The sequence below is a fragment of the Sorangium sp. So ce296 genome (assembly GCF_051529605.1).
Taxonomy (GTDB): domain Bacteria; phylum Myxococcota_A; class Polyangia; order Polyangiales; family Polyangiaceae; genus Sorangium; species Sorangium cellulosum_D.
Map to the genome: position 1 here is coordinate 14,138,170 of NZ_CP150325.1, position 14,905 is coordinate 14,153,074.

12 protein-coding genes are annotated in these 14,905 nt (G+C 73.5%); 7 read left to right on the top strand and 5 right to left on the bottom strand.

Annotated features, from left to right (window positions below):
* Positions 1 to 79: 79 nt before the first annotated feature.
* Positions 80 to 469 carry a cupin domain-containing protein gene (locus WME98_RS52155; protein WP_437331289.1) on the top strand — a complete coding sequence of 130 codons (390 nt, stop codon included), beginning with the start codon at positions 80 to 82 and terminating at the stop codon, positions 467 to 469.
* Positions 470 to 630: 161 nt separating this feature from the next.
* On the opposite strand, the gene WME98_RS52160 is transcribed toward WME98_RS52155, so the two are convergent.
* From WME98_RS52160 to WME98_RS52175, 4 genes are read right to left on the bottom strand one after another with little or no spacing between them, the layout of a single operon-like run.
* The gene (locus WME98_RS52160) at positions 631 to 1,272 is read right to left on the bottom strand and encodes a hypothetical protein (RefSeq protein ID WP_437949034.1); all 642 of its coding nucleotides are present in this window, start codon (positions 1,270 to 1,272) and stop codon (positions 631 to 633) included.
* Positions 1,273 to 1,281: 9 nt separating this feature from the next.
* Complete coding sequence (locus tag WME98_RS52165; RefSeq protein ID WP_437949035.1) at positions 1,282 to 2,049, bottom strand: ankyrin repeat domain-containing protein; 768 nt, start codon at positions 2,047 to 2,049, stop codon at positions 1,282 to 1,284.
* Positions 2,043 to 3,272, bottom strand: coding sequence for a DUF4150 domain-containing protein (locus tag WME98_RS52170; protein ID WP_437949036.1), 1,230 nt, complete (start codon positions 3,270 to 3,272; stop codon positions 2,043 to 2,045). The genes WME98_RS52165 and WME98_RS52170 overlap by 7 nt, the downstream gene beginning before the upstream one ends.
* A complete protein-coding gene (locus WME98_RS52175) occupies positions 3,265 to 4,503 on the bottom strand; it encodes a DUF2169 family type VI secretion system accessory protein (protein WP_437949037.1) in 1,239 nt (412 codons plus the stop codon). Before WME98_RS52175 ends, WME98_RS52170 begins: the two co-directional genes overlap by 8 nt.
* A gap of 221 nt (positions 4,504 to 4,724) precedes the next feature.
* On the opposite strand from WME98_RS52175, the gene WME98_RS52180 reads away from it, so the two are divergent.
* The gene (locus WME98_RS52180; protein ID WP_437949038.1) at positions 4,725 to 6,593 is read left to right on the top strand and encodes a DUF2169 family type VI secretion system accessory protein; all 1,869 of its coding nucleotides are present in this window, start codon (positions 4,725 to 4,727) and stop codon (positions 6,591 to 6,593) included.
* A gap of 9 nt (positions 6,594 to 6,602) precedes the next feature.
* On the opposite strand, the gene WME98_RS52185 is transcribed toward WME98_RS52180, so the two are convergent.
* A complete protein-coding gene (locus WME98_RS52185) occupies positions 6,603 to 8,528 on the bottom strand; it encodes a type VI secretion system Vgr family protein (protein ID WP_437949039.1) in 1,926 nt (641 codons plus the stop codon).
* 302 nt (positions 8,529 to 8,830) lie between these two features.
* Between WME98_RS52185 and WME98_RS52190 the strand changes: the two genes are divergently transcribed.
* From WME98_RS52190 to WME98_RS52210, 5 genes are all read left to right on the top strand, one after another.
* A complete protein-coding gene (locus WME98_RS52190) occupies positions 8,831 to 9,721 on the top strand; it encodes a hypothetical protein (RefSeq protein WP_437331296.1) in 891 nt (296 codons plus the stop codon).
* A 306-nt stretch (positions 9,722 to 10,027) separates the two neighbouring features.
* Positions 10,028 to 11,107 carry an ABC transporter ATP-binding protein gene (locus WME98_RS52195; RefSeq protein ID WP_437949040.1) on the top strand — a complete coding sequence of 360 codons (1,080 nt, stop codon included), beginning with the start codon at positions 10,028 to 10,030 and terminating at the stop codon, positions 11,105 to 11,107.
* A complete protein-coding gene (locus WME98_RS52200) occupies positions 11,104 to 11,829 on the top strand; it encodes an ABC transporter permease (RefSeq protein ID WP_020737327.1) in 726 nt (241 codons plus the stop codon). Before WME98_RS52195 ends, WME98_RS52200 begins: the two co-directional genes overlap by 4 nt.
* Positions 11,826 to 13,784, top strand: a complete 1,959-nt coding sequence (locus WME98_RS52205; protein ID WP_437949041.1) for a Gldg family protein — start codon at positions 11,826 to 11,828, stop codon at positions 13,782 to 13,784. Before WME98_RS52200 ends, WME98_RS52205 begins: the two co-directional genes overlap by 4 nt.
* On the top strand, positions 13,781 to 14,824 hold the full coding sequence (locus WME98_RS52210) for a DUF4340 domain-containing protein (protein WP_437949042.1): 1,044 nt from the start codon (positions 13,781 to 13,783) through the stop codon (positions 14,822 to 14,824). Before WME98_RS52205 ends, WME98_RS52210 begins: the two co-directional genes overlap by 4 nt.
* The last annotated feature ends 81 nt before the right edge of the window (positions 14,825 to 14,905 follow it).

A 14,905-nucleotide genomic window follows, 5' to 3' on the forward strand; every position in this document is an offset into this window, starting at 1 on the left:
ATTGTTCGCGTCCCACGCGATTGCCATTGAGCGTGCGCGGCGCGATGTGGCAAGGTCCCACCAACACGGGAGATTCGCGATGATGTCCACGAATCCAGCAGCAACGCGGGATGCAGCACCTGTGCAGTTGCCGTTCATCGTCTCGGATGTGGCGGCGCTCACTGCCAATCCGGATCTGATCCCGTGGCGTCGATTCCGGGAAGGCGTCGAGATCCACCAGCTTTACGGGAGCGGCGATGCGGGCGCATCGGCGGCGCTCCTGCGGTATGCGCCGGGCGCGTCCGTTCCGCAGCACGTCCATCGCGGCCATGAGCACATCTTCGTGCTCGCGGGCTCGCAGTCGGACGAGCGCGGGCACCACCGCGCCGGCACGCTGGTGGTGAACACGCCGGGCACCCGTCACAGCGTGTCGAGCGCCGAGGGCTGCATCGTCCTCGCGATCTGGGAGCAGCCCGTCGTCTTCATCTGACTCCCCGCCGGGCCGCCCATCTGGACACCCGGCCGGCCATCTGGACACCCGGGCCGCCCATCTGGACACCGGGGCGGCTCATCTGGACACCGGGGCGGCTCATCTGGACATCCGGCCGCCCATCTGGACATCCGGCCGCCCACCCGGACACCCGGATCCCCTCACCTCCGGATCTGCGCGCCGTCGTTCCTGCCCGTGATGCCCTGAACCAGGCGCAGCGCCCGCTGGAGCCCCGCGAGCACCGACCGGAGCATCTCCAGCACCGGCCCGTTGACGCCGCGCATCAGGGCCATCGTCGCGGCGTTCTCCACGGCCTGCGCCGCCTGCGCCGGCGTCGGAGCCGTCCCCGCGAGCGCCTCGATCCGCTCGCGCGCCGCGCCGAGCGCGAGCGCGTGCACCGGCTGGCCGCGGGGCCCCGACACCTCCATCGCCTGCCGCAGGATCTCCTCGGTGATCTGCCGCGTCCGGACCTGATCGGGCCGCGCGGGCCCGTCCATCGCCTCCGGCGGCGTCCGCACCAGGCGCCCGAGCGCCGTGAGCCGCGCGGCGAGCTCCTCCGGCGACGCGACGTCCCCGGGCCCCGGCGCGCCCGCCCCCTCGCCGCTCGTTCCGACGCGCGCCGCCGGCGCGCCGCCGCGCCCGCCGCCCCCGAGCCGCTGCACGAGCCCCTCGATCTGCCGCCACATCGGCGCGAGCCGCTCGACGCCCTGAACGAGCTGCACGGCGGGGTTGGCCTGCTCCACGGGGACCGCGCGCGCGGGGGTTTGACCGACGATGCGCCCGATGGTGTTGCCGGATCCCATGGTGTCACCTCACCTCGGCTGGCCGACGGGGACGATCGGCTCCTCGCCGCGCTGCCGCATCCGCTCGCGCTCCACCTCGGGGGGGTCGGGCGGCCACCGCACCCCCGCCCGCACGATCCGGTCGCGGAGCGCCGCCATCTTCCGGAGCGCGGCCGAGCCCGGGAGCTGCCGCGCCATGAGCTCCTCCAGCACGCGCGCGAACGACTGACCGAGGCGGTTCACCGCGCGCGGATCGGCGCCGCGGTCGAGCAGCTCCTCCACCTGGTCGAGCTGCAGCGCCCGCAGCGCGTAGGTGATCGCCGGCGTCCCGAGCGAGTCGCGGGCGTCCACGTCCGCGCCGCGGTCGAGCAGGAGGCGCATGCTCTCGACCGTGGCCTCCGAGGTCGCGCGGAAGAGCGCCGGCGTGTGGCCGCGGCCGACCCGCGCGTCGGGCGACACGCCGCCGTCGAGCATCGCCCGCAAGAACGCCGGGCTCTTCGCCAGGATCGCCAGATCGAGCGCGCTCGAGAGGGGCGGCACCACGTGGTGCACGTCGGCGCCCGCGCGCACGAGCTCGGTCACGATCTGCAAACGCGCGGGCTCCTGCCCCGACGCCCAGTGCATCGCGAACACGAGCAGCGTCATGTGCTCGGCGCCGGGCGCGTCGAGATCGGTCGACGGCGCGAGCGCGCGGACGGCCGCGGGATCGCCGGCCGCGATGGCCCGCGCGAGCTCGCGCTGCGGGCCGAGGAAGAAGCGGTCGGGGTCGGGCGCGCGCATCGTGGCTCCGCTCAGCATCGCTTGCCGGTCTTCTCGGCGATCTTCCGCTGGTCCGCCTGCTTTTGCTTCTCGATGCCGTTGATGACGTCGGGCATCAGGTGGCGGTTGTAGGGGTCGAGGCTCGACGCGGGCAGCTCGTGCTTCGTGCCGACGGCGTCCGGCATGACCGCGCTCAGGCCCACCTTGGCCAGGGCGCCCCACAGGCCGCCGGCGGCCCACGCGGCCAGGGTGCCCTTCCACCCCTGCTCCTGGACGCCCGTGAGCACCTCGTCCTGGACGCGGTACGCGGCGATGTCGGCCGGGCGCTCCGTGCCGCCGTAGCCCGTGACCGTGCCCGGGTTGAGGCCCGCCGCGTTGAACGTCCAGCCGCGCGAGCCGCCCGCCGTCGCCGCCGCCGACGCGAGGCCCCCGCCGAGCGAATGGCCCGTGTAGTCCACGCTGTTCCCGAGCGTGTTCCCCACGCGCACGGCGTCGCGGTAGTACGGCGAGTCCATGTTGAGCCCCTGCGCGAAGTTGTTCTGCCAGTCCGCGCCGTTCTCCGTCCCCCGGAAGGCCACCGTCGGCCGCATGTCGCCGCCGAAGACGTCCGGGTCGGGCTCGTAGAGCCGCGTGGCGCCGGGGCGGCTGCCGTCGAGATCGCCGGGCGTGAGCCCGTAGCGCGCGAGCGCCTCGGGGTCGTCGCTGACGTCGCGCCACCCGGTCGGCGCGGGCTTCGAGGGGTCGTAGGTGTGGCCCGAGAGCGCGGCCTTCTCCGCGGCGATCGTGTTGCGCTCGAAGCGCGCGGCGGCCTCGCGCGTCGCCGGGTCGTCGCTGTTCTTGCCCGCCTCGATCTGCTCCTTGCGGCAGTTGTAACGCGCCCTCTTGTCGGCCTTGTCCTGCGCCGCCTTGTCGCCGTTCATCTGCGCCAGGTCGTCGTGGCGCACGACCGGGTGCGCGTTGACCAGGACGCTCGGGCTGTGCGTCTGCGACCAGCTCTGCTGGCCCACGGTGCCGCTCACGACGCCCTTCGCGCTGCCCGGCTCGTCGCCCTCGGTCGTGGGCATCACGGTCGCGGCGTGCTTCTGCACGCGGCCGTCGTTGGCGTGCACGTCCTCGCTCGCGTCGAGCGCGGGCTCCAGCCTGGAGACCACGTTGTACGGCACGGGCGGCGTGCTCGACCCCATCGGCGTCTTGCACACGTCGGGCGCGCACGACACCGCCATCCACGGCTCCTGCTTGCGCGAGAGGACGTTCTCAGCCACGGCCCACCGCCATCTTCAGGAGCGGGGCGCGCGGGTCGACCTCGAAGCGCGCCTCCATCCGTTGCACCCCGAGCGCGCGGGCCACGAGCGCCCGCCACACGCACGTCACGACCATGGACTCGGCGTCCACCGAGAGCGTGTCGAGCGCCGCGGGCACCGGCACCGGCAGCCCCGCGATCCAGACCATCGCGAACGCCCGGTGCGGCGGCAGCTCGAACGCGACGCGCCCGTCGCACGCGAGCCCGGGGCGAGCGAGGTTCCAGAGCTCGACGCGCAGGCCGACGTCGGGGTGCGGGATCTGCTGATCGTCGGGCGCCGCGTTCCAGTACGCGAAGGAGAAGTCGTCCGGGAGGAACGGGTGCCGGCCCGCCACCCACGCCTCGCCGTAGGTGCCCGCGCGCTGGAGCCGCGGCGTCCACGCGCGCCCCACGCACCCGAGGCCCGCCGGCGCGAACGGGTAGTCCGCCGCGATCTCCGCCATCCGCGGGGCGTCCACCGCGTGCGGCGGGTGCGACGCCACGGCGAGGCGCGTCACCCGGCTGTCGGGCCGCTCGATCTGCGGCGCGGCGACGCGGTCGGGCGCCGGCGCGCCGGCGTCGCGCAGCGCGTCCAGGGTGCGCGCCTCCATCCACCCGCAGCCGACCGGGTTGGTGAAGCACACCTCGTCGAGGAGCGGCGCCCTCCCGGGCGCGGCGATCACGAGGCTGCGGCCGCCGAAGGCGCGCTCCCAGCGCACCGGGACGCTCGCCGCCGGCTCCGGGCGGGTGAGCTGCCAGCCCTCCGCCGCGCGCTCGAACCACCGCGGCCCGCACACCTCCAGCGTCTTGTCGACGAGCGCGCGCCGCGGCGGCTCGCGGCCGCCGGCGTCGCCTCCGGGGGGCGGCGCGCCGCGCCCCGTCACGCGCAGCCGGGCCGTCCAGCGCTCCGCGGGCTCCTCCCCGGGCGCCCACGCGGTCGCGCGCACGAGCACGTCGCAGCGCGGCTTGAACGGCGCGAGGTCGCTCTCGGCGCGGACGCTCGACGCGTTCGCCTCCCCCTCGAACGCGTCGCGCAGGAGCAGCCGCCCGGCGCCGTCGTCCAGGAGGAGCTCGCAGCGGTGGGTCGCCTCCCCGCCGTCCCCGGGGACGAGCCGGTAGGCGGCCTTGAGCGCGAGCACATGGTGCTCCTCGTCGTGCGCGTCGAGGGCGCTGTAGGCCAGGGCGTCGAATGGGGTGAGGTTCTGGCACTCCATCGTCGCCCCCCGACGCTATCGGAGGGCACCACCGCCTTCAATGGCCGACCCGCGCGGGACGCTGCGGTGCCGCGCGGCGTCGCGCAGGCGGCGGAGCGGCGTCCCGCGCGTGGCCGCGGCGTGACGGCGGAGGTTCGACCGGACGCCGTCCCGCGGCTCGGATATCCTGAGGGACATCGCTGGGATGCACGTCGCCCAGGAGCGCGCCCGATCCATCGCCGATGCACCTCGTTTGCCAAGGCTTGATACGCGCCAGCTCGCTGGAGTGGCGACCCAGACCCGACGCGTGGGTGCTCACCGTCGCGTGCCACGCGCTGTTCGAGCTCGCGCCGTTCGAGTCGCCGATGACGAGCGGCCCCGCGGCCCCGATGGATGGCGAAGCGGACGAGCGGCGCCTCGTCGAGCCGTGGGGCCCGGTCGCGCCGTTCAAGCGGTGGAGCGAGGTGCTCGTCGTCGGCCACGCGCACGCGCCCGAGGGCAGCGCGGTGACGTCGCTCATCGCGCGGCTCGCGGTGGGCGACATCGACAAGGCGATCGAGGTCCGCGGCGACGCGTGCTTCACGCGCGACGGCTCGCTCGGCGAGCCCGCGCCCTTCACGCGCATGCCGCTCCGCTGGGAGCGCGCCGCGGGCGGTCCGCACACCTCGAACCCGGTCGGCGTACCGACGGGCCACGGAGCGCCCGCCGATCGATGGGGTCGATCGCGCGCGCCGAACCTCCTGACCGCGGCCTCGTCGACGGCGATCCGGCAGGGCCACCTCTGGCCCGCCGGCTTCGGCCCGCTCCGGCCGGAGTGGCCCGACCGCGCGCAGCGCCTGCGCCGGCACGCCGCGGGCTGGGATCACGCGCGCTGGGCCGAGCGGCCGCTGCCCGAGGGCATCGACACCGGGTACTTCAACGCCGCGCCGCTCGATCAGGTGACGAACGAGCTGACGGGCGCGGAGCCGATCGTGCTCGAGCACCTGCACCCGCGCTTCCCGCGGCTCGCGACGCGCCTCCGCGCGCCGGCGCCGAGCGCGATCGCGGTGACGAACGGCGTCGAGCTGCGCGTGCCCCTCCGCTGCGACACGCTCGTCATCGACGCCGATCACGGCGTGGCGGCGCTCGTGTGGCGCGGGCAGCTCATGCTCGATCGCCCGCCGCGCGAGGGCGCCGTGCTCATCACCGAGGGCGAGCCCGCGCCGAGCCTCACGGGCACGATGACGGCCCCGCTCTCGTCGAGGCCCTCCGCGGTGCTCCCGTTCCTGCAAGGCGCCGCGCAGCTCGCCCCGGCGCCGCCGGCCGGAGCCGCGCCGGACGCGGCCGATCCGCGCTTCTCGCCGGCGCCGCCGTCGTCGCCGCCGATCGACGACGAGGACACGTCGCAGACGCTCGTGCCCGCCGTGGTGCTCCCGAGGCCCGCGCTCCCGTTTCACGCGTCCCCGCCGGAGCCCTCCCGCGGCGCGCCGCACGAGCTCGAGCCGGACGACGGGCCGCCCACGCCGCCCGCGCCCCCCGCGTCGCTCGCGCTCCTGGCGCCGCTCCCCCCGCCGGCGCGGCTCGCCGCGGCGAGCGCCGCGGAGCCCGCGCCGGCGGCGGCGATCGCGCCCGCCGCGGAGGTCATCGAGCCGCGCCCCGCGGCGGCTCCGGAGCTGGCGGAGGAGCCCGCGGAGCCGGCCTTGCCCGTCGACGCGTATCCCCTCGCCCGCTGCGCGGCGATCGCGGCGCGGCTCGCGGCGCGCCCCGGCGCGGAGGCCGCGGTCCTCGCGGCGGACTCGCTCTCGTCGGACGCGTGGGAGGCGCTGCACGCGCACTGGCTCGACGCGATCCGCGCCGAGGTGGGGCGCGGGAAGCGGCGGCTGCTCTCGTCGTACGACGCGGCGTACATCGCGGCGCTGGAGGCCGAGCGAGGCCCGATCACGGCGGTCGACTACGCCCGGCTCGCGATCGCGTCCGAGCGCGGGAACGAAGCGCAGGCGCTCGAGGAGCTCCGCTTGCCCGAGGGCGCGCTGATCCGGCTCCGCCGCGTGTGGCTGGAGCGGGTCGTCAAGGATCCCGCGGCGGCCCAGCAGGTGCGCGCGGCGATGCGCGCGGCGGCCGAGGCCCCGTGACCTCGACGGCTAGTTGAGATCGATCGGGTCGCCGAAGACCTGCGTGTGGCCGCTGGAGTGGATCGTGATGTCGGTCCCCGAGATCACGATCTTGCCCGACTTCTCCATCACGATGCTCGACTTGCCGCAGACGATCTCGACCCTGTCCCCGACCCGGGTCGCCTGCACGCTGCCGATCTCCACCGTCTCGCTGATGCCCACCACGCGCGATCGGTTCATCCCGACCACCTCGCGCGCGCTGTTCATCACCAGCTTGGTGAAGTCGTTGCCGACGGTCTGATCCTCGTTGTTGCCGATCGCGCTCACGCGATCGTTGCCGATGGTGACCTGCTCGTCGCGCTTGACGAGCTTGTTCATGTCGCGCTCGGCCTGGACCCGGACGAGCTCCTTGCCCGCCGCGTCCTCGAACATGATCTCGTTGTAGCCGCCGGTCTCGGGCGACGAGCTGGTCTTCCAGCCGCTCTGCGTCTTGTTCTCGGGGAGCTTGTACGGCGTCTTCTGGAGGTTCGTGTACACCCGGCCCGTGATGATCGGCCGGTCGGGATCGGCGCCGAGGAAGTCGACGATCACCTCCTGGCCGATGCGCGGCAGGTTGGTGCCGCCGAAGCCGGCGCCGCCCCAGGGCTGGCTCACGTGGATCCAGCACGACGACGCGTCGTTCATGCGGCCCTCGCGATCCCAGTGGAACTGCACGCGCACGCGGCCGAACTCGTCGACGTGGATCTCCTGGCCGGGCGGGCCGACCACGGTGGCGGACTCGACCCCCTGGACGCGCGGCTTCCGCGTGCGGAGCGGCGGCCGGTACGGGGCGTCCGCGGTCACGGCGCGGCACGCGTGCCGGAAGGCGCCCGGGACCTCGCCCGCGAGCGTCGACTCGAGGACGAGCAGCGGCTTGTCCGGCGCGAGCTCGGCCTTCGGGTGGTCGAGGAACGAGAGGACGGTGCCCGGCGCGAGATCGATCGTGTTGGTCTCGAACGTGATCTCTCGGGCCGAGGCGCGCTTCGCCTCGAGGCGCCGCTGCGCGAGCGCGGCCCCCTCGGCCTCGTCCGCGCGGTACTTGCCCTTGTCGTCGGCGGCCGGCGTGCTGTCGCCCTTGTCGCTCTCGTAGAGGAACGCCCCGGGCACGTAGTGGAAGCGCTCGAGCCGCTCCTCGACGCCGCCGGGGCCGGCGGCGCTCGCCGCGAGCTCGTACGACGCCGGCCTCCGGTAGTCGTGGTCGCGGACCGTGTACTTGCCCGGCCGCAGCCGGCGGCCGACGCGCACCTCGGTGACGTGCTCGAGGTCGGCGTCGGTCGGGTGATCGCGGAACGCGATCGGGCTGCGCCGGGGGTTGCCGTGGGGCCCGTCGTCGAGGACGAGCCGGCTCTCGCCGCCGTTCTCGAAATAGAAGCTCACCCCCGCGTCCTCGAGCATGCGGCAGAGGAACGTGTAGTCGCTCTCGCCGTACTGGACGCGGAACTTGCGCTTCCGGTAGCTCCCGGCGAGGCGCAGCGCCGGGGAGATCCCCCACTCGTCGAGGATCTTCAGCGCGATGTCGATCTCCGACAGGTGCTGGAAGACGCGGTGGTTGCGCCGCTGCGTGGCGAGCCACAGCGCGGGGACGAGCGTGAGCTCGTAGGTGGAGAGGTGGCGCTCCTCGACGGCGATCTGCTGGAGCTGGCTGCAGACGCCGGACCACGCGCGGGCCTGCTCGCGCTGCGCGGCGAACCGCATCGGCCGGCCGATGACGGCCTCGAAGTCGATGTCCGGGTTGTCCGACACGGCGACGATGCGCACCTCGAAGAGCCCCGACATGCGTTCGGTGGCCGTGAACTGGCGCACGTCGAGCGCGTCTCCGGAGGCGACGTGCACCTCTGCCCGGGCCTCGCCGCGCGCGCTCAGCGCGCCCGCCATGCTGCTTCCCTTCCCCTGATGAGCCGGGTTCGCACCGTCCATACATGCTCCCATGCCCGCTCCTCCCGCACGGGACGCGACGGGACCGACCCGCGGATGGTACCCGGCGGAGCGCGCTCGCCACAAGGCCGGCGCTGCGCCCCGCGGTGTCGATCCGGTGACACCGGAGAACGACGACCGCACCGGCGCCACGGCAGCACGACGCCGTGGCGCCGGGGTGCGACATCGCCGCACGCGCAGCTTCACCGGATTCACCGGACGAGAGCGCGCCCGGCGCTCGCTTTCTTCTTCACTCGCGGCACAGAGGTTCAGGTGCACCGCACTTTGCCGTAGGCTGGAGCTCCATGGATCCACGCGGGAAGTCGCTCCCCCCGGCGCCGCTCGTCACCGACGAGGACATCCGGGCAGAGCTCCGGCGGCTGTTCGACGCCGGCCCCGACTCGGGGCTCGTCATCCGGGTCTACGGCGAGCCGGGCGAGGGGGCAGCCGCGGCGGACGCCTTCCGCGAGATGTTCGCGTCGCTCCGCATGTACGAGGGGAAGGCGCAGGATCAGCCCCTCGAGATCCTCGTCGACGCCCCGAGCAAGGCGCACATCGCCCGCGCGCTGTCGGTGCTCGGCAACGAGCAGCACCAGAAGCGGATCCTCGATCACATCCTCACCACGTTCGGCCGCCGGCTGATCGACCCGCTCGCCGAGATCCTCGACACGACCCCGACCGGCTCGGTGACGGCGCGCCTGACCGTCCTGCGCGACATCTTCCTCGCGCAGGTCGCGGATCTGCGGATGACGCCCGAGTCGCAGCAGATCCTCACGAGCGACCTGCGCAAGCTCCTCAGCGACGACTACCTGGCGATGATCGCGGAGAACGAGGAGCGCGTGCAGCGCCCGCGCGTGGCGAAGCTCGCCCAGCAGATCCTGCGGCTCGTCGGCTCGACGTTCCACCGGGCGCTCAGGCGCTGGCCCGCGCACGCCGAGCAGATCGCGTCGTCGATCGCGCGGCGGAGCCCGAAGAAGGTCCGGCTGAGCGAGGTGCCGAAGCTCATCCGCGGCCAGATCACCGACGGCATCGAGGAGTTCCTGTGGATCGAGACGAGCGCGGACATCGAGGGCGCGCTGCGCCCGATGCTCGCCGAGCACCAGGACGTGATGCCGGTGAAGCAGGCGACGCTCGACCGCTCCACCTACCGGGAGTTCGCGGACGCCTGCTGGGCGATCATCGCCGAGCATTGCTGACGCCGGGGCGAGCGCGCCGGCGGCTCGCCGCCCGGCCCCCCTCATGGCCGGACCGGGGCATCCTCGCCGGACGCTGAGATCCGTCACGTCCTGGTCGCTCCGCTCACCGCGCCCGCGGCGTGTCCAGGTCGTTCTCCTTCCCGCGCGGGGGATCGCGCGCCGGAGGGCGCCCCGCGCGCGCCGCGTCGGGAATGATTTCCGTCACCCGCTGTTGTAAGGGGCCGCTGGCGCCTGGACCGCCGCGCTTCGCGGCGTCCGATTCGCCGGCGCGGAGAGCTTCTTCCCTGTGCGGAGGGGTGCACGGCCGTGATCGAAATCAGCGACCTATACAAGTACTACGGCGACCGGAAGGCCATCGGGCCCCTGTCGTTCTCGATCGAAGCGGGAGAGATCGTCGGCCTGCTCGGCCTGAACGGCGCCGGCAAGACGACGACGCTCCGGATCCTCGCCTGCGATCTCCTGCCATCCGCGGGCCGGGTCCTCGTGGACGGGCTGGATGTCGTCGACCACCCGCACGAGGTGCGGTCCCGCATCGGATACCTCCCCGACCGGCCGCCGCTCTACGACGAGATGAGCGTGCGCGCCTTCCTCCACTTCGCCGCGCGCCTGCGCGGCGTCGACGCCGGCTCGGCCGACAGGCGCGTGGCCGAGGCGCTCGCGGTGACGCAGCTCGAGGACGTCGCCGCCGACCCGATCAGCGCGCTGTCGCACGGCTACAAGCAGCGCGTCGGCATCGCCCAGGCGATCGTGCACAAGCCGCGGCTGCTCGTCCTCGACGAGCCGATCAGCGGGCTCGATCCGGTGCAGATCGTCGAGATGCGCGCCCTGCTCCGGAGCCTGCGCGGCGAGCACACCATCCTGCTCTCCAGCCACATCCTCTCCGAGATCAGCGAGACCTGCGATCGCATCCTCGTCATCCGGGACGGCGAGATCGGCGCGCAGGGGACCGAGCAGGAGCTCTCGGCGAAGCTCCTCCACGGCGTCCGCGTCGAGCTCACGGTGCGCGGCCCGGCGGCCGAGGGCGCCGGCTACCGCGTGACGCGCGGCGAGGCGGCGCGGGCGCTGGAGCTCGCGCGCGAGGTCGCGGGGGTCACGTCCGTCGAGCAGCTCCCCACGGCCGAGCCGGGGAGCGACGTCGTGAGCTTCGCGGTCGAGGCCGATCGCGACGTGCGGGCGGCGCTGTGCGCCGAGCTCGTGCAGGCGGGGATCGGCATCCTCGAGGTGAAGCGGAGCGAGCGCGAGCTCGAGTCGGTGTTCCTGCGGCTCGCCACGCGCGCGCCGCGAGCGAAGGCGAAGCCCGCCGCGGCCGACGCGGCGAGGGCCGACGGCCAGGCGAACGAGGCCCCTGCGAGCGAGCAGGCGGAGGAAGGCGAGGGCGAGGCATGAGAGGGACATTGCTCGTCGCGCGGCGGGAGCTGTCCGCGTACCTGAAGTCACCGCTCGGGTACGTCGTCGCCGCCGCGGCGTTGCTCATCGACGGCATCTACTTCCAGGTCGCGGCGCTCGGCTCGGGCGCGCGGCTGTCGGCCGAGGTGCTGCTCAAGTTCTTCGACGGCACGGCGTTCATCATCATGGTCGCGGCGCTCATCCTCTCGATGCGGCTCATCGCCGGCGAGCGCGAGAGCGGGACGCTCATCCTGCTCAAGACGGCGCCCGTGCGCGACGGCGAGATCATCGCCGGCAAGTTCCTCGCCGCGCTGGCGCTGGTCGGGCTGATGACCGCGATCACGATCTACATGCCGATGCTCATCTTCGTGAACGGCCGGGTGTCGGTCGGGCACATCCTGGTCGGCTACTCCGGGGTGCTGCTGCTCGGCGCCGCGTCGCTCGCGATCGGGCTCTTCGCGTCGACGCTGGCGGCGAGCCAGGTCATCGCGGTCATCCTCGGGGCGGCGATCATCGGGACGCTCGGCTTCCTGTTCCTCGTCGCCCGCGTGACGGAGCCGCCGCTCAACGACTTCGTGAGCGCGCTGAACCTCTACCCGCTCAACCAGAAGCCGTTCCTGAACGGCGTGCTCCGGCTGGAGAACGTCCTGTACTACGTCGCGGTCGCGTACTTCTTCCTGCTCGCCGCGACCCACACCCTGAGGGCACGGAGGTGGCGGTGAAGGACCAGAACGCTCAGGCCGCCGAGGCCGAGAACAGCGGCAACGACGCGAGCGCCGCGCCGGGCGCGCAGCACGAGGCGCCCCAGGCCGAGCGGCCGGCGCCCGCGCTGCGCGCCGGGGGCTGGATGGTGCCGGCGTACGCGGGCGCGCTCCTCGCCATCTTCCTGGGCGAGCGCGTGGTGCCCACGGTCGACGGGCTCCGCTACGCGCTGTCGGGGCTCGGGCTCTTGACGCTCGCGCTCGTCACCGCGCTGCGCTTCGCGACCGCCGTGCGCGAGACGGGCGAGCGCCGCGCCGTCGAGCGCGCGCTCGCGATCCTGTCGGCGCTCGGGCTCGTCGCGGTGGCGGCGTACTTCACGACGACCGACGCGGGGCGCAACCTGCTCGGCGTCTCGCGGGCGGCGCCCGAGCTGCGCGCGCGCGTCGAGGCGGCCACGACGGTCGGCTGGATCGCGCTGCTCGTGATCGCGACGGTGCCGCTGTTCTTCGGCGAGGCGGCGCTCGCGCCGATGCGGCGCGCCGAGCGGATCGAGGGCCGGCGCGTGCGCGCCGCGACGCTCTCGGGCGTGACGCTCGCCTTCGCCGCGGTCTACTCGGCGCTCTTCGTCTACGCCGCCAGCCAGCTCGAGCTCAAGGCGGACTTCTCGTACTACCGCACGGCCCGCCCCGGCGACTCGACGAAGCGCGTCGCCGAGAGCCTGACCGAGCCGCTCAAGATCACCGCCTTCTTCCCGCAGCTGAACGAGGTGGGCGCCGAGGTCGAGGGCTACCTGCGCGAGGTGAAGGCGGCGTCGCCGCAGATCACCGTGGAGATGCAGGACCGGCTGCTCGTCCCCGCGCTCGCCAAGGAGGCGAAGGTCACGCAGGACGGCGTGATCGTGCTCTCGCGCGACACCTCGCGCGAGACGCTCAACATCGGCGCCGACATCAAGGCCGCCGGCGCCAAGCTGAAGAGCCTCGACGCCGACTTCCAGAAGGCGCTGCTCAAGGTGATCCGCGCGCAGCGCACCGCGTATTTCACCGTCGGCCACGGCGAGATGAACGAGTCGACGAACGCGGCCGAGGGGCGGACGGCGAAGAACCTCCGCAAGCTCCTCGAGTCCCAGAACTACGTCGTCAAGGATCTCGGGCTCGCGCAGGGGCTCGGCAGCGAGCTCCCGAAGGACGCGGGCGTCGTCGTCGTGCTCGGCCCGCAGAAGGAGTTCCTGCCGGAGGAGGTCGCGGCCCTGAAGCGGTACGCCGACGAGGGCGGGCACCTCCTGCTCGCGCTCGATCCGGAGGCCAAGGTCGACCTCTCGCCGCTCGCCGGCGCCGTGGGCCTCACGTGGAAGCCCGAGGTCCTGGCGAACGATCGGGTCTACGTGCGGCGGCGCTTCAACGAGTCGGACCAGGCGATGCTGGTCACGACGCGGTACTCCTCGCACGCCTCGGTCTCGACCTTGAGCCGCCACGCGCAGCAGGCGCCGACGATCTTCCCGGGCGCGGCGTCGCTCGACAAGGCCGACGGCGGCGACCTGAAGATCGACTTCGTCGTCCGCTCGATGGGCGAGACGTTCGCCGACGCGAACGGCAACTTCAAGTTCGACGAGGGCGAGAAGCGGAGCGCCTACAACCTCGCCGCGGCGGTCTCGAAGGAGCTCGCGCCCGGCGGCGGCGACGGCAAGGACAAGAAGGAGCTGCGCGCGTTCGTTGTCGCCGACGCCGACGTGTTCAGCGACGCAGCGTTCAGGAACGAGCCCAACATCGTGCTCGCGCTCGACGCGTTCCGGTGGCTCGGCGGCGAGGAGAGCTTCGCCGGGGAGATCACGACGAACGAGGACGTCCGGATCGAGCACACGAAGGAGAAGGACCAGGTCTGGTTCTGGGCCACGATCCTCGTGGCGCCGGCGATGGTGCTGGGGCTCGGGCTCTTCATCACGCGCCGCGGGCGGCGCGCGAGCGGGAGGCGCGCATGAGGTTGGATCGCAGCTTTTTCGTGCACCTCGGCCTTGTCGTGGTCGCGGCGTTGTTCGCGGTCCTCGTGTGGACGCGCGACAAGACGGCGGCCGCGCTCTCGGCCGCGGACGTGACCGTCTGGGCCGGCCGCGCCGAGGACGTCGAGCGGATCACCTTCGAGGCCAAGTCGAAGACGGTCGTCCTCGAGGCGAAGAAGGACAAGGACGGCCGCTACTTCGTCGGCACGGCCGAGCGCAAGGCGACGCCCCCGGCCGAGAAGCCGAAGGACGACGTCCACGGCCACGACGACGAGGCAGAGGACGAGCCGCCCGCGGCGCAGGAGCCGACGGTCAAGACGACGACGTTCGTGTCGGTGACCGCCGGCAACAAGCTCGCCGAGGCGATCGCGCCGCTGAAGGCGCTGCGCTCCGTCGGCCGCATCGGGGACGACCGCGCCAGCGAGTTCGGCCTGGCCGAGCCGGAGGGCACGCTCACCGTCAAGCTGCGCGGCGGCGAGCGCAAGCTCGTCGTCGGCGGCGCGACGCCCGGCGGCGCGGACCGCTACGCGCGCGACGAGGCCACCGGCGAGGTGTACGCCATCAAGGGCGACATCTACCGCGATCTCGACACCGCGGAGTCGCGGCTCATGGAGCGGGAGCTGCACGAGTGGAAGGACGTCGACGTCGCCCAGGCGCGCGTGATCGTCGGCGACAAGCGCCGCGAGCTCACGCGCAGCGGCGATGAGGGCAAGAAGTTCTGGGCCGATCCGGCGAGCCCCGAGCAGAAGGACGAGACCGTCGGCAACTGGATGAGCAAGCTCGACCGCCTGCGCCCCACCGAGTACGTGGCGGCGCCCCCGGAGCAGAAGGAGGTCGTGGTGCGGGTCGAGTACACCGGCCGCGCGGGCGACATCGGCTTCGCCGAGCTCGTGAAGGGGCCCCCCGGGGCGAGCGGCAAGCCTGACTACTTCCTGGTCACGGAGCGCACCCGCCTCTACGGCAAGGTGCCGGTGGGCGTCGCCGAGCAGGTCGAGCAGGACGTCGGCGCCGTCGTCAAGTAGCCCCTGCACCCCGCGAGCGCGCCGGAGCAGCCGCCCGGCGCGCTCGCCGTTCCATGCGGCCCCGGCCGCGCCCCGCGGCGC

What these genes read in the sequence shown, in the direction of transcription:
- WME98_RS52155 (WP_437331289.1), top strand. Translation starts at nt 80, where the DNA reads ATGATGTCCACGAATCCAGCAGCAACGCGGGATGCAGCACCTGTGCAG.
- WME98_RS52160 (WP_437949034.1), bottom strand. Translation starts at nt 1,272, where the DNA reads ATGGGATCCGGCAACACCATCGGGCGCATCGTCGGTCAAACCCCCGCG.
- WME98_RS52165 (WP_437949035.1), bottom strand. Translation starts at nt 2,049, where the DNA reads ATGCTGAGCGGAGCCACGATGCGCGCGCCCGACCCCGACCGCTTCTTC.
- WME98_RS52175 (WP_437949037.1), bottom strand. Translation starts at nt 4,503, where the DNA reads ATGGAGTGCCAGAACCTCACCCCATTCGACGCCCTGGCCTACAGCGCC.
- WME98_RS52180 (WP_437949038.1), top strand. Translation starts at nt 4,725, where the DNA reads ATGCACCTCGTTTGCCAAGGCTTGATACGCGCCAGCTCGCTGGAGTGG.
- WME98_RS52185 (WP_437949039.1), bottom strand. Translation starts at nt 8,528, where the DNA reads ATGGACGGTGCGAACCCGGCTCATCAGGGGAAGGGAAGCAGCATGGCG.
- WME98_RS52190 (WP_437331296.1), top strand. Translation starts at nt 8,831, where the DNA reads ATGGATCCACGCGGGAAGTCGCTCCCCCCGGCGCCGCTCGTCACCGAC.
- WME98_RS52200 (WP_020737327.1), top strand. Translation starts at nt 11,104, where the DNA reads ATGAGAGGGACATTGCTCGTCGCGCGGCGGGAGCTGTCCGCGTACCTG.
- WME98_RS52210 (WP_437949042.1), top strand. Translation starts at nt 13,781, where the DNA reads ATGAGGTTGGATCGCAGCTTTTTCGTGCACCTCGGCCTTGTCGTGGTC.